The organism is Aeromonas sp. R1-2, assembly GCF_040908505.1.
Classification (GTDB): Bacteria; Pseudomonadota; Gammaproteobacteria; order Enterobacterales; family Aeromonadaceae; genus Aeromonas; species Aeromonas veronii.
This window is the reverse complement of the sequence record NZ_JBFODU010000034.1, coordinates 1-20,698: the sequence shown is the minus strand read 5'-3', so window position 1 is coordinate 20,698 and position 20,698 is coordinate 1. Positions and strand designations below refer to the sequence as shown.

The 20,698-nt window shown below is 57.3% G+C and carries 19 protein-coding genes; 5 read left to right on the top strand and 14 right to left on the bottom strand.

What is annotated here, in order from left to right; translation table 11 throughout:
• Positions 1 to 22 precede the first annotated feature (22 nt).
• From AB5Y76_RS13560 to kbaZ, 11 genes are all read right to left on the bottom strand, one after another.
• Positions 23 to 1,267, bottom strand: a complete 1,245-nt coding sequence (locus tag AB5Y76_RS13560) for a MalY/PatB family protein (RefSeq protein WP_263718655.1) — start codon at positions 1,265 to 1,267, stop codon at positions 23 to 25.
• On the bottom strand, positions 1,254 to 2,723 hold the full coding sequence (gene malX, locus AB5Y76_RS13555; RefSeq protein ID WP_257725508.1) for a maltose/glucose-specific PTS transporter subunit IIBC: 1,470 nt from the start codon (positions 2,721 to 2,723) through the stop codon (positions 1,254 to 1,256). Before malX ends, AB5Y76_RS13560 begins: the two co-directional genes overlap by 14 nt.
• 179 nt (positions 2,724 to 2,902) lie before the next feature.
• A complete protein-coding gene (agp, locus tag AB5Y76_RS13550) occupies positions 2,903 to 4,159 on the bottom strand; it encodes a bifunctional glucose-1-phosphatase/inositol phosphatase (protein ID WP_005335382.1) in 1,257 nt (418 codons plus the stop codon).
• A gap of 185 nt (positions 4,160 to 4,344) precedes the next feature.
• Entirely contained in the window at positions 4,345 to 5,199 is an 855-nt protein-coding gene (locus tag AB5Y76_RS13545; protein ID WP_263718660.1) for a tagatose bisphosphate family class II aldolase, read from the bottom strand.
• On the bottom strand, positions 5,190 to 6,389 hold the full coding sequence (nagA, locus tag AB5Y76_RS13540) for an N-acetylglucosamine-6-phosphate deacetylase (protein WP_263718662.1): 1,200 nt from the start codon (positions 6,387 to 6,389) through the stop codon (positions 5,190 to 5,192). Before nagA ends, AB5Y76_RS13545 begins: the two co-directional genes overlap by 10 nt.
• A complete protein-coding gene (agaF, locus tag AB5Y76_RS13535; protein WP_167567027.1) occupies positions 6,389 to 6,829 on the bottom strand; it encodes a PTS galactosamine/N-acetylgalactosamine transporter subunit IIA in 441 nt (146 codons plus the stop codon). The genes nagA and agaF overlap by 1 nt, the downstream gene beginning before the upstream one ends.
• Before the next feature lie 48 nt (positions 6,830 to 6,877).
• The gene (gene agaE, locus AB5Y76_RS13530) at positions 6,878 to 7,756 is read right to left on the bottom strand and encodes a PTS N-acetylgalactosamine transporter subunit IID (RefSeq protein ID WP_263718669.1); all 879 of its coding nucleotides are present in this window, start codon (positions 7,754 to 7,756) and stop codon (positions 6,878 to 6,880) included.
• The gene (gene agaW / locus AB5Y76_RS13525) at positions 7,746 to 8,519 is read right to left on the bottom strand and encodes a PTS N-acetylgalactosamine transporter subunit IIC (protein WP_005354369.1); all 774 of its coding nucleotides are present in this window, start codon (positions 8,517 to 8,519) and stop codon (positions 7,746 to 7,748) included. Before agaW ends, agaE begins: the two co-directional genes overlap by 11 nt.
• Before the next feature lie 15 nt (positions 8,520 to 8,534).
• Complete coding sequence (gene agaV / locus AB5Y76_RS13520; protein WP_005335358.1) at positions 8,535 to 9,008, bottom strand: PTS N-acetylgalactosamine transporter subunit IIB; 474 nt, start codon at positions 9,006 to 9,008, stop codon at positions 8,535 to 8,537.
• Positions 9,008 to 10,177 carry an SIS domain-containing protein gene (locus AB5Y76_RS13515; protein WP_263718674.1) on the bottom strand — a complete coding sequence of 390 codons (1,170 nt, stop codon included), beginning with the start codon at positions 10,175 to 10,177 and terminating at the stop codon, positions 9,008 to 9,010. The genes agaV and AB5Y76_RS13515 overlap by 1 nt, the downstream gene beginning before the upstream one ends.
• A gap of 12 nt (positions 10,178 to 10,189) precedes the next feature.
• Positions 10,190 to 11,503, bottom strand: a complete 1,314-nt coding sequence (gene kbaZ / locus AB5Y76_RS13510; protein WP_263718676.1) for a tagatose-bisphosphate aldolase subunit KbaZ — start codon at positions 11,501 to 11,503, stop codon at positions 10,190 to 10,192.
• 274 nt (positions 11,504 to 11,777) lie between these two features.
• Between kbaZ and AB5Y76_RS13505 the strand changes: the two genes are divergently transcribed.
• Together AB5Y76_RS13505 and cysQ are read left to right on the top strand one after the other, a co-directional pair.
• The gene (locus tag AB5Y76_RS13505) at positions 11,778 to 12,638 is read left to right on the top strand and encodes a DeoR family transcriptional regulator (RefSeq protein ID WP_318528170.1); all 861 of its coding nucleotides are present in this window, start codon (positions 11,778 to 11,780) and stop codon (positions 12,636 to 12,638) included.
• Positions 12,639 to 12,685: 47 nt separating this feature from the next.
• Positions 12,686 to 13,441 carry a 3'(2'),5'-bisphosphate nucleotidase CysQ gene (cysQ, locus tag AB5Y76_RS13500; RefSeq protein WP_263718678.1) on the top strand — a complete coding sequence of 252 codons (756 nt, stop codon included), beginning with the start codon at positions 12,686 to 12,688 and terminating at the stop codon, positions 13,439 to 13,441.
• A gap of 79 nt (positions 13,442 to 13,520) precedes the next feature.
• Here cysQ and AB5Y76_RS13495 read toward each other — a convergent pair whose 3' ends face one another.
• From AB5Y76_RS13495 to AB5Y76_RS13485, 3 genes are all read right to left on the bottom strand, one after another.
• Positions 13,521 to 13,817, bottom strand: a complete 297-nt coding sequence (locus AB5Y76_RS13495; protein ID WP_005335344.1) for a YciI family protein — start codon at positions 13,815 to 13,817, stop codon at positions 13,521 to 13,523.
• Positions 13,818 to 13,841: 24 nt separating this feature from the next.
• The gene (locus AB5Y76_RS13490; protein WP_263718680.1) at positions 13,842 to 14,393 is read right to left on the bottom strand and encodes a septation protein A; all 552 of its coding nucleotides are present in this window, start codon (positions 14,391 to 14,393) and stop codon (positions 13,842 to 13,844) included.
• Positions 14,394 to 14,483: 90 nt separating this feature from the next.
• Positions 14,484 to 16,007: an aminotransferase class V-fold PLP-dependent enzyme gene (locus AB5Y76_RS13485; protein WP_263718682.1), complete on the bottom strand. Its 1,524-nt coding sequence runs from the start codon at positions 16,005 to 16,007 to the stop codon at positions 14,484 to 14,486.
• 175 nt (positions 16,008 to 16,182) lie between these two features.
• Here AB5Y76_RS13485 and AB5Y76_RS13480 point away from each other — a divergent pair, with 175 nt between their 5' ends.
• The 3 genes from AB5Y76_RS13480 to AB5Y76_RS13470 form a co-directional block, all read left to right on the top strand.
• Complete coding sequence (locus AB5Y76_RS13480) at positions 16,183 to 16,818, top strand: hemolysin III family protein (RefSeq protein WP_263718684.1); 636 nt, start codon at positions 16,183 to 16,185, stop codon at positions 16,816 to 16,818.
• Between the two features lie 127 nt (positions 16,819 to 16,945).
• A complete protein-coding gene (locus AB5Y76_RS13475; RefSeq protein ID WP_005335335.1) occupies positions 16,946 to 18,607 on the top strand; it encodes a putative transporter in 1,662 nt (553 codons plus the stop codon).
• A gap of 231 nt (positions 18,608 to 18,838) precedes the next feature.
• The coding region (locus AB5Y76_RS13470; RefSeq protein ID WP_368177741.1) for a retention module-containing protein at positions 18,839 to 20,698 on the top strand (1,860 nt) is incomplete at its 3' end.

The window sequence follows — 20,698 nt, the reverse complement described above, 5'->3', positions numbered from 1 at the left end:
CCGATGGGAATATCGACAGCCGTCAGGCCTGCTGCTGTGCCCATTTTCCCAGACGCTGCAGCGCCTCGCCGAGCAGTTGGCGGGAGGTGCCTATGTTGATCCGCACATATTCTTCGCCATCGCTGACGTAGTGGGAGCCATCTTCGATGATGACCCCCGCTTCGACTGCCCACCTGTGGGTCACCTCGCTCGCGCTCATTCCGCTCCCTTTGGTATTGACCCAGACCAGATAGGAGGCATCCATCGGCATGACTTGGAAGTCGGGCAGGTTCTCCCTGAAGTAGCGCGCCAGCAGGGTGTAGTTCTCTCTCAGATAGAGATTCAATTCGGCCAGCCACTCATCGCACTCGTTATAGGCGGTGATAATGCCCCAGAGCCCGAACACATTGGGAGAAGTGATGGAGTTCTGCTCAAGGTGCGCTCTGAACCGGCTTCTGACCTGCGGATTTGGAATGATGCTGTAGGAGGTTTTCAATCCACCCAGATTGAATGCCTTGTTGGGAGAACTCATCAGCATCATGTTGTTGCGGTAACGCTCCTCCAGCGCCAGAAAGGAGACGAAATCGCCATGGATGATGTGCTCGGCATGCACTTCATCGACCATCATCAACACCTGATGGCGCAGGCAGATGTCGGCAACGGCTGTCAGTTCGGCCTGACTCCAGATCCTACCCGACGGGTTGTGGGGCGAGCAGAGGAAGTAGATTTTGGGCTTGTGGCCAATGATTTGCTCCTCCAGCTTCGCCAGATCGATCCGGTATCGCCCCTTGCTCAGGGCTAACGGGTTGGCGACAACCTTGACCCCCTGCCTTTCGGCCGCCTTGGCAAAGGGATCATAGACAGGGGTGTTCATGATGATGCTGTCACCCGGCTGGCAGAATGCCTGCACCGTGTAGTGCAGGGTAGAGACGGTGCCATAGGAGAGGGTGATCCACTCCCGCTCCACTGCGACCTTGTGGTGGCGGGCCTGGAAGTTGATGACCGCCTCGTAGAAATCATCGATGCAGTGGGTGTAGCTGAAGGTGCCCCAGCTGATGATTTCGCTGAACTTGCGAGCTACAGCCGGCGGTGATTTGAAATCCATATCGGCAATCCACATGGGAATGCTGTCGGCAGGAACAGGGCCAAAGCGGCTCTCGATCACTTTCATATCCCACTTGCGACATTTGTCGCTGATGCGATCTGCCAACTCGTCGAAACGGGAGGGCTGCAAGTCGGCAGAAGGGGTTGGGAGGCGCAGGGCCTCCCGATCTTTACAGGAGAGCATCGAGATTATCCTTCACGGTTTGAACCTGAGCGCCAATGATGACCTGCACGCTGTGCTCGTCGATCTTGACGACGGAGAGAGCGCCAGCCTGTTTCAGGATCTTCTCCTGCAGCTTGCCCATGTCGTGTACCACCAGTCTTAGCCGTGTGACGCAGTTGTCCAGGCTGATGATATTCTCCTTGCCACCGAGGGCACTCAGGATCACGGCCGGGTCGTGTTTCGCAATCTGGATATCATCGACCTCATCCCTGCCGGGGGTCTTGATGTCATATTTCTTGATGTACCAGTAGAAGACGGTGAAATAGATGGCAGACCAGACAAGGCCAATGGGAATAATCAGATACCACTTGGTTTGCCAGCCCTGCATGATGCCGAAAATAAGCAGGTCGAGTGCACTGCCATCGGTATTGCCGATGGTGACGCCACACATGGCCACCACAAAGAGCGCGGCGCCGGTCATAAAGACATGGAACAGATAGAGTACCGGTGCGACAAACAGAAACAGGAATTCGATGGGCTCGGAAATACCGGTCACGATAGAGACCAGTACCCCGGAGATAATCAGGCTCTTGATTCTGGTTCGATTGCCGGGCGTGGCTGCCATATACATGGCTAACGCCGCGGCAGGCAGACCGAATATAAAGGTCGGCATAAACCCTTGCGACAGGAAGGCGGTTGCTGCCGGGCTGATGGGTTCACCCGCTTTCAACTGGGCGAAGAAGATATTGAGCGCGCCGGAAATGGTTTCGCCATTGACCAGCTCGGTACCGCCTGCCGGGGTAAAGCGCACCATGGCCAGCATGATGTGGTGCAGACCGAGCGGTTTGAGCAGGTTGATGGCCACCCCGTAGAGGAAGGCACCAAAAGAGCCGGCAGAGATGATCATGTTACCGACCGCAGTAATACCGAGCGCCACATAGTGCCAGAAGAGCGGCATGGCGAGACCTATCAGCGACATGACCAGCACGGTGATGATGGGCACGGAGCGCAGGCCGCTGAAGAACGAGAAGGCGTCGTGCAGTTTGAGGTTATAGAAACGGCGATGGATGAAGTAGGTCACGATCCCCGACACTATGCCACCCAGCACCCCCATGGAGAGGGTCTGAACCCCCATCACCATGGCTTGCCCCGCCAGTTTGATATTTTCCGGCAAAGCCAGTTGACTGGTACTGGCGAGATAGAAGTTGATCCCGATATTCATCGCCATATAGCCGACGAAACCGGAATAGGCCGCGACACCCTTGTTCTTTTCGGTCAATCCCATCGGAATGCCGATGGCAAACATGATGGGCAGATAGGTAAAGCCGAAGCTGCCAACGGTTGCCACCAGATTGAAGACGAGCTGGGTATATTCCCCACCAAGAAAAGGAAAATTATCTATGGTGGAGGGGCTGGTGATGGATGATCCCACCCCCAGCAGTAATCCCATGAATGCCATCAGAGAGACGGGAAACATAAATGTTTTCCCCAAACTCTGGGCAAATTCCCATACCTTATTTCGCAAGGATGTTTGAACCATAACTCCTATCTCCCAGATCTGCTGCCATGTTATAATTTAGCGTTAATTTTTAATACTCGACAAAAAAGTTAATGTTAAAAAAGAAAATTACAAAACAATAAGGCATATTTGCAATGTCAATTTACTAATGCTTGTATGGTTTTTTTAAACGCACTAAAATCACAGAATCCATTCCTATTCACTGGGCAACCTTTCATTTCTAAAACAACTCTTTTTGGCGGATTACCTCTATTCAATACACTCATGCCTCGTATTTGCTCTGTTGTTTGGTAAAAATATTCAACCTTCATTAATTCTTTTTTTGTTTCATTGTCAACCCAACGTTGAAATACTACTTTACCTCCGATAGGCGTTTTTTCATATTGTTCAGGGAGGTTGTATTCTTTTATGTCAAGTGCAGCCAGCAATGAGGCTATATTTGAATCATGACCGACTAATAAATTAAATTTAGCACTATTTTTGTTGTCCATAATTCCATTGATGTATCTGACTAATGGCTTGGATATGTGTTTGGCAACTGTTGGTGCTGAAAATAAAACATCCGTATACCAATCTTTAATTTCAACTAAACTTTTCCAATCAGTACCATTTTTTATTTTTCCCCAACCAACTTGATTCATGGGGAAGCCTTCGTAGAGTTGCAATATTATGGCATCAGAAATAATTGTACCAGTTCGTAGTGGGCCGCTAACTCCCGGCTCTTGATCTATTTTAACACTGAGTTCAGTTGGGGATTTTGCCAAATCACAGTTTAGCTCTCCCTTACAATCATATGAATTTTTATAATCAACTATTTTTTCTGCTAGTTTGTAAGATGGTCTTAAGTCATGATTCAGACCCGTTATACCATCTTTACCAGCCCGAGCATTTATCGCGACCAATGCCTGTTTTTTAAATTTCTCAGAGCCATCTTTAATGATTGGATTAAAAATAGGATCCATGCTGTTAAATTTTTTCTGATGATTAACAGTGAGATCACATCCTGGGTACGCACCTATGGCAAAATGCTGCCCTGTGGCAATCGTACGTTGCATACTGTTCGTGTATATATATACATCTTTATCACTGGGGCAAATATTTTTTTTAACTAGATTGGTTTCGTCAAGCCAGTCAGCAAAGTATTTTCCAAAATAAGATTCTAAAACACCACCTCGAGTAGTCAGGTAACTCCCAGGGGTATCCCATGATGGCCAATCATGAGGTGTTACTCTCGCTAATGCACTATCTCCAGTCGCTAACGGAGCTCTTAATCCATGACGACTAACGACTACAACCTGCTCTAAGCTATAATTATCAACTGCAAAAACAGGGGTAGAAAATGGGGTGATCATCGACAAGCAGAAAACCACATTACGGAAGTTACTTTTTTTCATCACGTTGTAATCCCTGAACTCAGTATTAAAATATTATATAATATGTATGATGATGCCAAAATAAGTATTCTTGTGAATTGTTGGTCATATCTCTCAAAAAAAGCACAAAAACACTCAAAATTAAACCTTAGTTATCCATATTTTGATTGTTTTCATGCTTGTTTAATTTGTTATTTTAATAAGTGTTAAATCCGCCCTTCGCTCATACACATACGAATTTTCGCCTCGACTACTTCCTCCATGGCGGCCATGGCGGGCACCAGATACTGGCGCGGGTCGCTGGCATCCGGATGAGAGCCAAGGAAGGCTTTCATCGCATCGGCGAAGGCGATCTTCAGTTCGGTCGCAACGTTGACCTTGCAGATCCCGAGCTCGATGCAGCGGCGCACATCGGCTTCCGGTACACCGGAGGCACCGTGCAGCACCAGCGGAATATCCACCTGCTCGCGAATGGCGGCGAGGCGTGCAAAGTCCAGACGGGGCTCCTCCTTGTAGAGGCCGTGTGCGGTACCGATGGCTACGGCCAGCGAGTCGATACCGGTACGGCGGACAAACTCGGCCGCCTTGAGCGGGTCGGTAAATTTGGCATGAGCGGCATCGACGATGAGGTCATCCTCTTGACCGCCCAGCTGACCCAGCTCCGCTTCGACGCTGGCCCCCATGCGGTGGCAGAAGGTCACCACGCTGCGCACCTTCTCGATGTTCTCTTCAAACGGAAAGTGCGAGGCATCGATCATGGCGGAGCGAATACCCGCTTCGACCTTGCTGTGGATGTCCTGCTCGTCTTCGTGGTGATCCAGATGCAGTACCAGCGGGATGCGGTACTCATGGGCCGCGGCCTGACAGATGGAGACCAGATACTCGACCCCGGCATGGCGATAGGTACCCGGTGTGCCAGCCAAAATCACCGGAGAGCGCATGCGAGCGGCGGTGCGAGCCACCACCTGCACGGTTTCCAGGTTGTGGATGTTGAAAGCAGGTACGGCGTAGCCGCGGCGCTGGGCATCTTTGAGCATTTCATGGGAAGAGATCAGATACATAGTGACTCCTGAGCGTCCTGATTGACGCGAGATCCTGAGAAAAGGGAGGAGAGCTGGGTCTGGTTTATCTCCCGGCCAGCCACCCAGATGTGTTGTTGATTGAGTTCAGTGGTGAGAGCGAGCAGGTTGGCCTGTTTGCCAACCGCTAGTGAACCGAGGCGATCGGCAATGCCGAGCATCTTTGCGGGTGCCTGCGAGGCCATTGCGATGGCTTCATCGAGCGGCACATCCGCCAGCTGCACCATGTTGCGTACAGCGCCAAGCAGGGTGAGGGTGCTGCCCGCCAGACCGCCGGTGTCGGTGCGTACCACACCGTTTTTCATCTCGACCCGATAGTTGCCAAGCAGATAGTGACCGTCGGGCATACCGGCGGCGCGCATCGCATCGGTAACCAGCAGCAGGCGCTGGCCGGCGCAGCAGTGACAGAGCTTGAGCACGCTCGGGTGGAGATGATGGCCATCGGCGATCAACTCCAGCCAGGCTGCGGGATGGACAAGGCCCGCACCGACCATGCCGGGTTCGCGGTGGTGCAGACCGCGCATGCCGTTGAAGCAGTGCACCAGCCCGGAGGCGCCCGCTGCCAGCGCCGCCATGGTGGTGTCGTGATCCGCCGCCGAGTGGCCCAGCATTACCCGCACGCCGTTTGCGGCAAGATGGTGAATGGCTGCGATGGCATTGGGCTTTTCCGGTGCCAGTGCGACCACCTTCAGGCTGCCGTGCGCCAGCTGTTGCAGGTGGTTCAGCTCGGCAATATCCAGCTCCCGAAACAGCGCCTGATCGTGGGCGCCCTTGTTGTCCGGAGTGAAGTAGGGCCCTTCCAGATAGCAGCCGAGCAGCTCGGCGCCCGGCATGCCACGGGCAACGCCATCGGCAATGCGGGCAAGGGCTTGCTCTATCTCGGGGAGTGGGGCGGTGACCGTGGTGGCAAGAAAAGCACCGACCCCTTCTGCCGCCTTGGCCATCGACAAGGTTGCCAAGGCATTGCCATCGCTATCCATGACATCGACGCCAGCACCGCCGTGGACATGACCGTCGATCAGCGCAGGCACCAGCAGCTCGACATCCCGTGCCAGAGCGCCATCCGTGATGGGATCGATGGCTGTGATGATGCCCCCTTCATGGGTCAGCTCCTGATGTTCCAGCCAACCCTGTTCGGTCAGCAGGCGACGGGCACGGATCCGTGAGGTCATCAGATGCCCTCCTCGACGAGAGCGGCATCAGCCTGACGCTCTTTACCCATCTCATCCGCCAGCGAGGTGAGACCCCGGTGGCCGCAATCAAGGGCCTGCCGGCGAAATTCACGGGCGCTGAGGCCATCGCGCTCCAGCGCCATCTCCAGCAGCAGTTGCAGGTTGGTACCGGTAATAACCTCCCGCTCTGGCTGGTGCAGTGAGAGGGTTGAGGCGACCCGAAACGGGGTGCCGCCGAGCAGATCGGTCAGGAAGACCACGCCATCCCCCTTGTCGACCTCTGCCAGCGCCGCTTCGCACTGTGCCTGCAGCAGGGCGGTGGTGGAGCTCTCGGGAAAGTCGATGGCGATAACCGCTTCCTGTTCGCCGAGGATCTGTAGCATGGCGCGCTCCAGACCGCTGGCGAAACCGCCATGACCACAAATAATGATGCCCAACATAGTCTGTTCCTTTACTGCAAAGGGGGCCGGCTTGCTGCCGGCTCCGGATTAGAGGAAACCGGCGAACTTGCCGACGATACCGAGTACCACCGTGATGACGATGAGGCGCAGCGGGCTCCAGCCTTTGCGGATCAGGGCGTACATCGCCAGGGTGTAGAGCAACGGCAGGAAGGCGGGCATCAGCTTGTCGAGCACATCCACCTGCAGTTTGACGACTGCATCACCGGCAGTGATCTCGAGCGTGGTGCCAAGGCGAACATAGGTGGCGACCAGCGCGCCGATCACCGTCATACCGACGATAGAGGCGGCATGGCCCACCTTGCGGGTGTTGGCCTTGATGACCGGAATGGCCGCTACCCCCATGCGGTAGGCGTAGTGCGCCAGACCAAAACGCAGGCCGAAGTGGACCACGTTGAACAGCAGGAAGAAGACCACGGCCCCCATGATGGAGCCTTGCAGTGCCAAATCGGCCCCTATGCCGCCGCAGATGGGGAGCAGGGTGAGCCAGAACATGGCATCACCGATCCCGCCGAGCGGTGCACCGACGGCAATCTTGGTGCTCTGGATGCTGTTGACGTTCTGTTTGGAGCGCTCCATCGCCAGCACGATCCCCATCACGAAGGTGACCAGGAAGGGGTGGGTGTTGAAGAAACCCATGTGCCCTTTCATGGCCCGGGAGAGATCCCGTGGATTGGTGTGGATCTTCTGCAGTGCCGGCAGCAATCCATAGAGCCAGCCGGAGGCCTGCATCCGCTCATAGTTGAAGGAGGCCTGCAGCAGCAGGGAGCGCCAGGCAAAGCGGTTGATATCCTGCTTGGTCAACTCGGCGCCAAGCTGCTGATCTTCATAGGTGTCGTCGGATTGTGGCCGGGTATTGTGCGGTTCGGCGCTGGAGATGATCCGCGCAGCTGTGTTGTTAGATGCCATCTTCGGTTTCCTCCTGAACAGGACGAGCTTGCGGGGTGGTGGTGCGCATGAAGTCGATCAGGGCCATGGCCAGCGCGGCGGCGGCGATGGCCAGCACCGGCAACTGGAGCCAGGCGGCAGCAACGAAACCGAGGATGAAGTAGGGGATATAGACGTTCTTCATCATGATCTTGAGCAGCACGGCAAAACCGATGGCGGGCATGATGCCGCCAGCAACACCGAGGCCATCGATGAGGCGGGCAGGCAGCACGTCGATGGCTGCCTTGGCATGTTCGGCCCCGAAGTAGGTGGGCAGGAAGGCACATAGGAAGTAGAAGGTGCCCAAAGCCAGCAGCGCCAGGTAGTTGACCCGCTCGATACCGCGCACGTCAGCCGCTTCGGCCATGCGATCGCAGCGGGACATCACCCCCGACATCACCGAGAAGAGGAAGGTGATCCCCATCTGCACGGCCACGGCGAAGGGAACGGCAACCCCGACTGCCACATCCGGTTTGACTCCGGTGGTGATGGCGAAGGTGGCGCCGACTATGGTGCCGATAATGACGTTGGGCGGTTGCGCCCCCGCCAGCGGGGCCAGTCCCATCCAGACCAGCTCCAGGGTACCGCCCACCAGAATGCCGGTAGGCAGGTCGCCGAGGATGAGGCCAACCAGCGGCCCAAGCACCACGGGACGGTGGAAGTGGGTCAGACCGTTGAACAGGTCGAGTCCGGCGAAAAACGCCAGGATGCCAAGCAGCAGACCTTGTAACAAACTGATTTCCATCACAATTGTCCTTAATCAGAGCAAATTGAAAATGTCCTGTGCCGGTTCGGTCGGCACGCCCTGGACATAGCACTCGACACGGGCGTCCCGCAGGGCGCGAAATGCGGTGATGTCCTGTTCGTCCACGGATACGGTCTTGTGGATTTGACGCTTGCCGTCGGCGTAATGCATGTTGCCGACGTTGATCCGAGAGATGGGGACACCTCCCTGAACCAGGGTGTTGAAATCGGTAGGGTTTTTGCAGACCAGCAGGATCTTCTGGCGATCCGCCGCCTTGTGGATGTTGTCGATCACTTTCTGGAGCGGCCAGAACCGCACCGCAATGCCTTCGGCCAGTACCATCTCCATCAGGTTCTGCTGGATGGGGTCCTCTGCCACTTCGTCGTTGGCGACCAGCACCAGATTGGCACCGGCAAAGCCGACCCACTGGACACCGACCTGACCGTGGATCAGACGCTCATCGATCCGGCTCAATACGATATTGGGCATCACAGCACTCCTTCTTGGTGGAACGGATAGATATTGACCCCCTGTACGACTCGGTTGACCTGACCGGTGGGGCAGGGATTGTCCGGGCTGATCCCCAGTCCCAGCGAGGTATGGAAGGCGTAGTACTGGGCATAGAGCAGGTAGCAGAAGGCGAGCTGGGCATCGTCGCCATGCAGGGTGGCGGGCAAATAGATGTGCTCCCCCTCCTCGATGGCGGGATGGTGCTGGTCGGCGATGGCGACCACCCGTGCGGCCTTGCCATCGCTTCGCAGCTCGCGCAGCAGATCCAGATCGTATTGCCGGGTGTAAGGGTCGTTGGAGATGAGCAGCACGATGAGCGTCTGCTCGTTGACGACCGATTTCGGGCCGTGGCGAAAACCGGTGGGGGAGTCGAACATGGCGACCAGACGGCCGGCAGTCAGCTCCAGCAACTTGAGTGCCGCCTCCTGCGCCACCCCTTGCAGACTGCCGCTGCCAAGATAGATGACCCGCTCGGGCAATGTCTCGTTCCAGGCCGGTACGCGCTGCACAACCTGCTCCAGAATGGCGTCGCTGGTGGCGACCAGCTGCTCGCAGCGCTGACTGTTGAACCGCTCTGGCAGGAAGAGAGCCAGACAGCTCAGCATCATGCTAGTCAGGCTGCTGGTCATGGCGAAGCTGCGATCATTGGTCTGGGGCGGCATCAGCAGGGCCAGAGAGTGGGCATCTTGCTGGCAGCGGCGATAGAGCGCTCCTTCACCGTTGCAGGTCAGCACCAGATGGTGGCAGTGGCTGAGCAGCTGGCTGGCCAGTTCGACCGCCGCCACGCTCTCGGGGCTATTGCCGGAGCGGGCAAAGGAGATAAGCAGGGTCGGGCAATCTTCGGCCAGATACTCGGCCGGATCGGTGACGATATCCGTGGTGGCGATCGCCTCGACTCGGGCATGCAGGTGGGCCGAGAGATAGGGGGCGAGCGCCCGACCGGCAAAGGCGGAGGTGCCAGCCCCGGTCAGGATGATGCGCAGCTCTTGCCGGGCCAGCAGTGGGGTCAGAAAACGGGTTAGTGCAGGACGGCACTCCTCGACCATGGCGAGTGTCTCGCGCCAGGTGGCGGGTTGCTGGCGAATTTCACGGGCAGTCGCCAGGCCATTGGCACTGCGCAACATCTCTTCTGGATAACCAAGGATCATGTCTGCAACTCCTTATACAACAGGGTCGAGCTGGGAATGGCGGCGAGAGGCCGCAGTGCAGGCGCTGGCGTAGTGCCGCAGCACCTCCTGCACCTGATCGAGAATGAGGTCATGGGGATTGGCCGAGAGCGTGCCCTGACGCACCTTGCGATACTGCAGGGGCAGATGCTGGCTCAGCAGGGGGAGCGGGATGGGCTCCGCTGCCAGATTGGCCAGCAATCTGGCGTAGCACTCATCGACCCGTCTATCGGGCCAGTAGTAGCGAATGCGATCCGAATAGCTGTAGCCACGGGCCAGCCGGCACTCGTTGGCACTGCCCTGATAGTGGCTGCGCCAGAAGTCGGGGCGCTCCAGCATGGTCTCTTCCATCACCTTGCGCAGACCTGAACAGGCCTTGGCAACCACCAGTTCCTCCTCGATGGAGGCAAGGGCAAACAGCGCTTCGCGCAGGGCGAAGGTGAGGGCGGGGCCGACTTTGAGAATGGCAAAGTGGTCGCGTACCAGCTGGCGGTAGGCCTCAGGAGTCTGGTAATCGGTGGAGTGAGCCTCGAACACCATGTGGGGATAGGCTTCGATCATCCGGCTAAGAGGGGCCGCTTTTTCGGGCCGGTAATCGATGACGCGGGTATGGTCAAACTCGACGCCAGGTTGCACCACCAGACCGATCACCCTCGGCCAGATATGGGCCAGCCCCGCCTTGTTGAAGGCCTGTTGATGGGCCTCGAGGGTGTGGCGCGCCGCCTCCGGCGTGGTGACCGCCAGCTCGGCAAGATCTTCATGGGCACCGCCCGGCACCGGCACCTCGGTACCAATCACATAGACCAGATCGCTCTCGCCAAAAGTGGCCAGACAGGTTTGCTCGGCGATCTGCGCCAGCCGTGCGGCTCGCTCTGCGACCAGCTCGTCGGTCAGGGGAACGGGATCACCCTGACAGGACATGCTGCAGTCGAGGTGGATCTTCTTGAACCCGGCCGTGACATAGCTGGCGATGAGATCCCCGGCATGGGCCATGGCCTGCTCGGCCGGTTCCCCCTGCCAGCGGTTGGGGCCCAGATGGTCGCCCCCCAGAATGAGGCGCTGCGCCGGAAAGTGACACTGTGCCGCCAGCTCGTAGAGACGATCGCGAAAGTCGGCGGGGGTCATGCCGGTATAGCCGCCAAACTGATCCACCTGATTGGATGTGGCCTCGACCAGCAGCAGCTCATCCCCTTCGGCGGCCAGCCGCAGCGCGGCCTCCAGCACCAGCGGGTGAGCGGAGCAGACGGCGTAGATCCCGGTCTGTTCTCCCTGTTTATGTCTTTCGACCAGTGCCAGCATGGATTTCATTTTGATGTCCCTTGGTTGCTGCGGATGGAAATGTTCTTTCGATTTCTTTTCTTTACGGTAGTAGGGAGGAAAAGAAAACGAAACAAAAGAGTCGTCAGATCTTGAAAGGGATCACAAAAAGAAAGATATCGAAAGACTTTGGATAGTGGGGAAAGATGAGGAGAGTGGTGGTAAAGCGTAATGAAGGCTTGATTTGGCACCTTCGCTGAGCGTTAATATGCAAACGTAACGAAGTGAAAGCGATCTTTCACTACAGCATTCCGGCAGAAGAACTATGCAAACAAGCGAAAAAGGTGCGCTCGGAACCAGCGAGCGGCGGGAGCGGATTATTCAGCAGCTGCGCAGCAATGGCAGCGTTCAGGTCAACGAGCTGGCGAGTCACTATCAGGTCTCTACCGTGACCATCCGCAACGATCTGGCCTTTCTGGAGAAGCAGGGGGTGGCCGTGCGCGCTTATGGCGGCGCCCTGCTGTGCGAGCCGGGCCAGACGGTGCCGGAGCGCACTATTGCCGACAAGAGTGTGCTCAATACTCCCGTGAAACAGCGGATCGGCGCGCTGGCGGCGACCCTGGTGCCCTCAGGTTGTCGCCTTATCCTCGATTCGGGGACGACAACACTGGAGGTGGCGCGTCATCTGAAGGGACATCAGGAGATCCTGGTGATGACCAACGGCATGAATGTGGCGAATGAACTGCTCGAAGCAGAGGGGGTGGAGCTGCTGATGACGGGCGGACATCTGCGCCGCAAGTCTCTCTCCTTCTACGGTGCGCAAGCGGAGCAGTCCCTGCAAAACTACCACTTTGACATGCTGTTTCTCGGGGTGGATGGCATCGATCTGGAGCGCGGCGTCAGCACCCATCATGAGGACGAGGCGCGCCTTAACCGCTGCATGTGTCAGGTGGCCGAGCGGATTGTAGTGGTCACCGACTCCACCAAGTTTGGCCGGCGCAGTCTGCACAAGATCATCGATACCTTGCGTATTCACACCCTGATCACCGACGATGCCGTGCCTGCCGATATCCTTTCCGGCCTGCGCAATGCCGGTATCGAAGTGCTGTTGGTATCAGCCGATGGCAGCACGGGACAAGAGACGCGGGGGCAATATAATCCAGTACAATCAGCTATAAGCGGTTGATGACAAACGCGATAGACTGGGTTTCTTACTCACTGATCGAGCTTGTTATGTACCACCCCGATATCACCGACCTTGAACCTGTCGCCCGCGCGGCGGGGGCGGCCATCATGGCCATCTACAGCCAGCCCTTCGCGGTGGAGTACAAGAGCGACGAGAGTCCGCTGACCGCGGCCGACAAGGGGGCTCATGATGTGATCGTTCAGGGGTTGGCACGGCTGACTCCGGATATTCCCGTACTGTCGGAGGAGTCTGGGTTCGAGGTGATGGCGGCGCGCCACGGCTGGTCCCGCTACTGGCTGGTGGATCCCCTCGACGGCACCAAGGAGTTTGTCTCGCGCAACGGCGAGTTCACCGTCAATATCGCGTTGATTGAAGAGGGGGCGCCGCGCTGGGGGCTGGTCTATGCCCCTGTGCTGGATAAGCTCTGGTATGGCGGAAAGGGGCTCGGTGCCTGGCGCATCGCCGATGGCAAGCGCGAGTCCATCCAGACCCGGCCTCATCGTGAAGGAGCGGCGTGGCGAGTGGTGGGCAGTCGCAACCACCTGTCGCAGGAGACCCTCGATTTCTTGGCTCCTTTTGGCGAGCTCGAGCTGGTTTCCATGGGCAGCTCCCTCAAGTTTTGCATCATTGCCGAGGGGGGCGCCGAGCTCTATCCACGCCTCGCCCCCACCTGCGAGTGGGATACCGGCGCTGCGCAGGCGGTGCTGGAGGGGGCGGGGGGCAGCGTCACCCAACTCGATGGCTCGCCGCTGCGTTACAACAAGCCCGACATCCTTAACTCCTGGTTTGTCGCCAGGGCATAAACGAGATATCGGGATGCAAAAAGGCCGGACTGGAGTGAACTTCCAGTCCGGCCTTTTTTATTTCGCTATTCGCTTCGGGTCAGAAGACCTTTTTGAACGGCTTGATGGTGACCTTGGCGTAAACACCGGCGGTCACATAAGGGTCGGCATCAGCCCAGGCTTTGGCGTCAGCTTGCGAGGCAAACTCGGCGATAACGGTGCTGCCGGTAAAGCCTGCATCTGCTGGATCCTCGGCATCGATGGCCGGGTTGGGACCGGCGGTCAGCAGGCGCCCTTCATCCTGCAGGGCTTGCAGGCGAGCCAGATGGGCAGGGCGAACCTGCTTGCGCAGTGGCAGGCTATCGGGGACATCTTCGGAGTAGATGAGATACCACATGAGACAATCCTTTTCTGATGAGGGTTATTTTTTCAGCTGTTCTTTCTGATCAGCCGGAATGTGGCGGTAGAGGTAGACACCGCTGAGCAGGGTAAAGATCAGCGTCATCCCCAGCAGGCCGAACACCTTGAAGTTGACCCACATCTCCTGCGGCAGGTTGAATGCCACATAGAGATTGAGCAGGCCACAGACGGTAAAGAAGCCGACCCAGCCGAGATTGACCTTGTCCCAGACTGCATCGGGCGCTTGCAGCTCCTTGGCCAGCATCTGTTTGATCAGGTTCTTGCCAAAGCCGTAGCGGCTGATGAGCAGACCCAGTGCAAACAGTACGTTGATGACAGTCACTTTCCACTTGATGAAGGTGTCATCGTGGAAGAAGACGGTGAGGCCGCCGAAGAAGCCAACCAGCAGGAAGGTAAAGAGCTGCATCTTCTCGACTTTGCGATAGCGGATCCAGCTATAGGCGAGCTGCAGACCGGTGACCACCACCAGTGCGCCGGTAGCCATGTAGATGTCGTAGAACTTGTAGACCGCGAAGAAAACGATAAGTGGAATAAATTCAATAAATTGCTTCATTGTTGGCGCCTAGTCCTCAAAAATGGCCTGCAAATTTCGCCCAGTCTACCTGCATGGCGGACAACGGCAAATGAATAAGACCGCTCATTTTTACGCCGGTTCCGCGCTGTCGCCAAACAGTTGGCGTGCAATCGAGATCCCCAGTCGCTGCTGATCGGCCAGCAGGTCGCGGATATGGCGTTCTTCAATCAGAGGGTTGAGCAGCACGGCGCGCAGCAGGGTGAGCGGTTGGGCACCGTAGCGTACCACCGCTCGTTGGGTGCGGGAGACAAAGCTGTGCCCCTCGGCCCGCTGGGCTTTTTGCAGTGCCACGTTGAAGTCGTTGATCTGTGCATTGGCCGCTTCATCCAGCACCTTGCCCTGAAGGTGGGGTGGAATGCAGCGGTAGGAGAGCAGGTTCATCACCGGTGCCGACATCAGCTCGAAGGCGGGGTCACTTTCGATGAGATCTGCCATCAGCCGGGCGCGGTCGTAGTTGGCTTCGATAAGCTCGGCATAGCCTTGCTGGCCGAAGAGCTGGAAGGCGGCATCCAGATAGAGGGCGTTGGCCGGGCGGGTGCCCTCCAGGGTAAAGCGACCCTGATCGAACGAGGTGGCGCGAATGGCATAGGGCGCCTCTCGCTTGACCGCCATCATCAGGTCGGGCTGGCGGCAGAGCAGCATGCCTGTACCAAGCGGCACCAGCAGTTGCTTGTGACCATCCAGGGTGACGGTGTCGGCCTGCTCTATTCCGGCCAGCAGACCTTGGTAGCGGGGGGAGAAGAGGGTCGGGCCGCCCCAGGCAGCATCCACGTGGAAGTGGATCTGCTCGCGCTCGGCGATGGCCGCCAGTTCTGGCAGCGGATCTATGGAGCCAAAGTCGGTACTGCCTGCCACGCCGACCAATGCCAGTACTTTCAATTTCTGTTCCTTGCACTGGAGCAGCGCCCGCTCCAGTGCAGCCAGACTGAGCCGGTTCTGCTCGTCGGTCTCAAGGCGCCAGACGCTGCGGGCGCCCAGCCCCAGCAGATCCATCCCCTTGTCGAAGGAGTAGTGCATCAGGCGGGAACCCAGAATGACGGCGCCCCGATAGCCCTGCTCATAGAGGGCGAACAGGTTGTCGCCACAGGCGCGGTTGCGGGCCAGCCAAAGTGCCGTGACATTGGCGATGGTGCCGCCGCTGGTCATGACGCCGAGGGCGGCATCCTTGGCATGCATCTGCTCGCCGTAGAAGGCATCGTCCCGGCCATAGATGAGGCGGTGCAGCTTGGCCAGCACCTCTCGCTCCAGAAAGCTGAACAGGCGGGAGGACTCCATCTTCATCGGATTCTGGTTGAGCATTACCAGCAGGCGCGACAGCTCGGCGGTATAGGCCGGCAGTGGCGCCGTCATATGGCCCATGTAGCGTGGCGAGGTGAGGTGCGAGGCGCCGGGTACCAGAGTAGCCAGCCGCGCCAGATACCCCTCGATAGGTTGGCCGACTGCAGGCATGCGGGATTGATCGAGCTGGTGGGTGAACAGGTCGCGCTGATAGGGGGCCTGACTGTCGTCGGAGTGGTGGAAGCTCTCCAGCAAGGTGTTCATCGCCTCGCCAAAGGCGGGATCCGATTGTGCAAACAGCTCAGTTAACTTCATCAGGTTCTCCAGACCAGGTCACCGGGTTAGGTGTCTATGCCGCTTGTCTCGGGCATCGGCGGCAGAGCATACACCAAAGGTTGGCAGGTGACAGCCACTCCATTTTTTAAGCGAACACTTGTACTCCGAAATGGCGCTGGGTAGAGTGAGCCACAGTTATTGTGGAGTCGATGTTATGAGTTGTGTGATGGATTACTCCCCCCGGGAGGAGCTGGCAAACCGGCTGAGTCATGGTGCGGGATTGTTGCTGGGGATTGTCGGGCTGGTGTTGTTGCTCATCAAAGGATGGGGGCAGGGTACGCAGGCGCTGGTGAGTTACAGCCTTTATGGCGGCAGTCTGGTGCTGCTCTATCTCGCCTCGACCCTCTATCACAGCATGGGGTCAGGGCGGGCCAGACGTTGGTGCAAGGTGTTTGATCACTGCGCCATCTATCTGCTGATTGCCGGCACCTATACCCCCTTCCTGCTGGTGGCGCTCGACACGCCGCTGGCGAAGGGCTTGATGGTGGTGATCTGGGCCCTGGCGCTGGCTGGCATGGTGTTCAAGCTGGTGTTTATCAACCGCTTCAAGAAGTTGTCGCTCTTTACCTACCTGATGTTGGGCTGGCTGTCGCTGGTGGTCATCTATCAGCTCTATATCCATCTGGCCGGTGAGGGGCTGCTGCTGCTCGGGCTCGGTGGCCTTATCTACAGCCTCGGGGTCATCTTCTATGTGGCCAAGCAGATCCCCTATAACCACGCCATCTGGCATCTCTTTGTGCTGGGTGGCAGCGTTTGTCACTTTATGGCCATTTACGGCTACGTCGCCTAACGTCTTGCAACTAGCCCTTAATTGGTATTTTTAGCGCTTAAAAGGATAAATTCGTGCGGTATCACACAGTTGGCATCAGCGTTTGCTGACAAGCTAGGGCCAGTTCAATTCGCAAAGGATGCACGAAATGAGTGAAATCGCGCTTTCCATCAGCATGTTGTCGCTGGTGGCAGTGCTAGGACTCTGGCTGGGAAACTGGCGAGTCTATGGCGTTGGCTTGGGAATAGGGGGGGTGCTGTTCGGCGGCATCATAGTGGGTCACTTTGCAGGCGCCTCCGATCTCGCGCTGGATGCACAAACGCTTCACTTTATTCAAGAATTTGGCCTGATCCTGTTTGTCTATACCATCGGCATCCAGGTTGGGCCGGGTTTCTTCTCGTCATTGCGCAGTTCGGGTCTCAAACTCAACGCCTTTGCCGCTTTGCTGGTCATCCTTGGCTGTGTGGTGGCTGCTGGCTTGCATCAATTTTTCGATGTGCCGTTGCCGGTCATTCTGGGGGTCTTCTCCGGTGCCGTCACTAATACGCCATCCCTCGGTGCGGGCCAGCAGATCCTGGCCGAGCTGGGCGCCGCGCCCGGTTCTACCGGCCTGATGGGGATGGGCTATGCGGTTGCCTATCCGTTTGGTATCTGTGGCATTTTGCTCACCATGTGGCTGGTCAGGGTCTTCTTTCGCATCAAGATCGACGATGAAGCCGCCCAGTTCGAGCTGCAAACCGGTAAAACCAAGGAGAGCTTGCAGACCATCAACATCGCGGTGCGCAACCCCAACATGCACGGCCTGATGCTGAGCGAGATCCCGAGTCTCGACGAGTCTGATGTCATCTGTTCACGGCTCAAACGGGGCGACGAGCTGATGGTGCCACGGCCGGAATCCCGTATCGAACTGGGTGACTTGCTGCACCTGGTGGGTGAGCGTCACGCGCTGCACAAGGTGTTGTTGGTGTTGGGGGAGGAGGTGGAGACCTCGCTCTCGACCCGGGGCACCGATCTGCGCGTCGAGCGGGTAGTTGTGACCAACGAGCAGGTTCTTGGCAAGAAGATCCGCGATCTGGACATCAAACAGCGCTATGACGTGGTGATCTCGCGCCTCAACCGTGCCGGTATCGAACTGGTGCCGACTAGCCAGACCAGCCTGCAGTTTGGTGACATCCTCAACCTGGTTGGCCGTCTCGACGCCATCGAGGCCGTGACCAATGTGGTCGGCAACGTGCAGCAAAAGCTGCAGCAGGTGCAGATGTTGCCGGTATTTATCGGGATTGGCCTTGGCGTATTGCTCGGCTCCATCCCCTTCTATCTGCCCGGTTTCCCGGCCGCTCTCAAATTGGGTCTGGCGGGTGGGCCGCTGGTGGTGGCGCTGATCCTGTCGCGGATCGGCAGCATCGGCAAGCTTTACTGGTTCATGCCCCCCAGTGCCAACCTGGCGCTGCGGGAGATCGGGATCGTGCTGTTTCTGGCGGTGGTCGGCTTCAAGTCCGGTGCCGGTTTTGTCGATACCCTGATCAACGGTGATGGCCCAGCCTGGATGCTCTACGGTATGGCGATTACCCTGATCCCGCTGCTGGTGGTCGGTGTGCTGGCGCGCCTCTACGGCAAGATGAACTATCTGACCCTGTGCGGCTTGCTGGCCGGCTCCATGACAGACCCTCCCGCGCTGGCCTTTGCCAACGCCATGCACCCGACCAGTGGCGCCAGTGCGCTCTCATACGCCACTGTCTACCCGCTGGTGATGTTCCTGCGGATCATCTCGCCACAGCTGCTGGCTATTATCCTCTGGGCGGGTGCATAGGGTTAATCTTGACGGGAGCATGCCTTGTCATGCTCTCGTCATCATTCTGTAATTTATTGATAATTTTGGTTTTTACCATTCTCGCAACCTCGTTTTACACACTTCTGTCTGGCTGAACAGTTCAGCCTCAAATCGGTCTATCCTTTCGAATTTTCGAGCTGGTTATTTTTCCCCTCAGTCTGCAAAGTAGGCTGTGGCTTATTGCATTCAAATCAGGATTCAGGAGAGAACATGATCACCAATGCCGTTACCTTGGAACAGGGCGTAACCGTAACCCAACTTAAAGGACAAATTTATCTGGTGGCCGCTGATGGCAGCCGGAAGCTGTTGGCTGAAGGTGATGTACTGCCGAAAGGGGCGGTGATCATGTCGCCGGATGGCGCCAGTTTCATGGGTGGCGGACAGTCGTTCAATGTGCAACCAGCCAGCGAACAGAGTGAGCCTGCCGAAGAGGGAGATGCTCCCCAGCTGGCGCAAAACGGCGCTGCAGGTACTCCTGATGATATCAATGCCTTGCAACAGGCGATCTTGGGTGGCGCTGACCCGACCCAGGCCTTTGAAGCCTCTGCCGCAGGCGGTGCACCTGCCGCCGGTGGTGGCGGTATTGGTGGTGTCGCCGGTGCCAGTGGCAACGGCGGTTTTGTCACCATAGACCGTACTGGTTCCGCAACCATTGCTGAAGCCACCTTCGATACCACCTACAACACCAATGGTGAGCCACCGCTTGAAGCCGTTGGTGAAGATGATCCTCTTTTTACCTCCGCCAACCTTGTCTTGAGTGCAGATGCAGAGGTGAATGAAGGTGGGTTTATCACCTTTACTGCGACATTAGATGAACCTGTTTTTGGTTCTGACTTGGTTATTCAGCTGTCAAATGGTGCAGTGATCACCATTCCCGTCGGCCAGAGTTCCGGTTCAGTCACTGTTGCTGCTCCAGCAGACAGCCCTTATGTCGACCCGTCAACGATCACCGTTTCGATTACTGGTACTCAGGGCGGTGGTTTCAACCAGATTATCACTGGACCTTCAACGACTACCCAGATTAACGACACTGTCGACACCACCACCGTGATCCTGGGCGCCCCGGCGCAAGTCAACGAAGGGGGCCAAATCACCTACAGCGCCAGCGTCAATAACGCCCCGCAAAGCGACCTGGTGCTGACCCTGTCCAACGGCGCCAGCATCACCATCAAGGCGGGCGAGCTGAACGGTAGCGTGACGGTCGATGCCCCGATCGACGATGTGTACCAGGATGGCAGCAGCCTGACGGTGAGCATCACCGGCAGCCAGGGTGGCAACTACGAACAGTTGGATACCAGTAGCACGGTGACCACCGACGTGGTCGACACTGTCGACACTACCACCGTGACCCTGAGCTCGGCCACCAACGGCCAGACCGTGACCGAGGGCGGCAGCATTATCTACACCGCCAGTGTCAGCAATCCGGTGACCGGCAGCCCGCTGACCGTGATCCTTTCCAACGGGGTGGTGATCACCATTCCGGTGGGCAGCGGCAGTGCCAACAGCGAACCGGTACCGGTTCGTGGAGATGACATTTATCAGCAAGGTGAAGAGTCGCTGAGCGTCACTATCGACAAGACCAGTGGTGGCAATTACGAGAGAGTTGTTACCACTGGCACCATCACCAATACAGTGGTTGATGATCAGGATGCACCGACCCTGACCTTGAACGGCGATGCCAATGTGGCCGAGGGGGGCAAGGCCAACTACACCCTGAGCATCAGCGATGCCCCGAAAACCGATCTGACCGTCAAGGTGGTGGTGGGTCATATCACCACCGACAGAGGCGATGTGGTAGCCGAGACACGTGATGTGGTCATTAAAGCGGGTACAACAATGGTTGCTTTTGAGGTTCAGACTATTGATGACCGACTTACAGAAAATACCGAGCAGTTCACAGTGACCATAGTCGGTGCCGATGGCGGTAACTATGAAAAAACTCCAACGTTTCCAACCGCTATCTCGACTGCAATTTTGGACGATCGCAACACCACGCCGGGTGGTAACCCGAATGTGGACGAAGATACCCAGGCCACGGTGGTGGTCGGGGATGCGGGGTCGGTACGGGAG

Excerpts from the sequence above, each read along its gene's own strand:
- AB5Y76_RS13560 (WP_263718655.1), bottom strand. The coding sequence starts at position 1,267 with ATGCTCTCCTGTAAAGATCGGGAGGCCCTGCGCCTCCCAACCCCTTCT.
- malX (WP_257725508.1), bottom strand. The coding sequence starts at position 2,723 with ATGTTTCCCGTCTCTCTGATGGCATTCATGGGATTACTGCTGGGGGTG.
- agp (WP_005335382.1), bottom strand. The coding sequence starts at position 4,159 with ATGAAAAAAAGTAACTTCCGTAATGTGGTTTTCTGCTTGTCGATGATC.
- AB5Y76_RS13545 (WP_263718660.1), bottom strand. The coding sequence starts at position 5,199 with ATGTATCTGATCTCTTCCCATGAAATGCTCAAAGATGCCCAGCGCCGC.
- nagA (WP_263718662.1), bottom strand. The coding sequence starts at position 6,389 with ATGACCTCACGGATCCGTGCCCGTCGCCTGCTGACCGAACAGGGTTGG.
- agaF (WP_167567027.1), bottom strand. The coding sequence starts at position 6,829 with ATGTTGGGCATCATTATTTGTGGTCATGGCGGTTTCGCCAGCGGTCTG.
- agaE (WP_263718669.1), bottom strand. The coding sequence starts at position 7,756 with ATGGCATCTAACAACACAGCTGCGCGGATCATCTCCAGCGCCGAACCG.
- agaW (WP_005354369.1), bottom strand. The coding sequence starts at position 8,519 with ATGGAAATCAGTTTGTTACAAGGTCTGCTGCTTGGCATCCTGGCGTTT.
- agaV (WP_005335358.1), bottom strand. The coding sequence starts at position 9,008 with ATGCCCAATATCGTATTGAGCCGGATCGATGAGCGTCTGATCCACGGT.
- AB5Y76_RS13515 (WP_263718674.1), bottom strand. The coding sequence starts at position 10,177 with ATGATCCTTGGTTATCCAGAAGAGATGTTGCGCAGTGCCAATGGCCTG.
- kbaZ (WP_263718676.1), bottom strand. The coding sequence starts at position 11,503 with ATGAAATCCATGCTGGCACTGGTCGAAAGACATAAACAGGGAGAACAG.
- AB5Y76_RS13505 (WP_318528170.1), top strand. The coding sequence starts at position 11,778 with ATGCAAACAAGCGAAAAAGGTGCGCTCGGAACCAGCGAGCGGCGGGAG.
- cysQ (WP_263718678.1), top strand. The coding sequence starts at position 12,686 with ATGTACCACCCCGATATCACCGACCTTGAACCTGTCGCCCGCGCGGCG.
- AB5Y76_RS13495 (WP_005335344.1), bottom strand. The coding sequence starts at position 13,817 with ATGTGGTATCTCATCTACTCCGAAGATGTCCCCGATAGCCTGCCACTG.
- AB5Y76_RS13490 (WP_263718680.1), bottom strand. The coding sequence starts at position 14,393 with ATGAAGCAATTTATTGAATTTATTCCACTTATCGTTTTCTTCGCGGTC.
- AB5Y76_RS13485 (WP_263718682.1), bottom strand. The coding sequence starts at position 16,007 with ATGAAGTTAACTGAGCTGTTTGCACAATCGGATCCCGCCTTTGGCGAG.
- AB5Y76_RS13480 (WP_263718684.1), top strand. The coding sequence starts at position 16,183 with ATGAGTTGTGTGATGGATTACTCCCCCCGGGAGGAGCTGGCAAACCGG.
- AB5Y76_RS13475 (WP_005335335.1), top strand. The coding sequence starts at position 16,946 with ATGAGTGAAATCGCGCTTTCCATCAGCATGTTGTCGCTGGTGGCAGTG.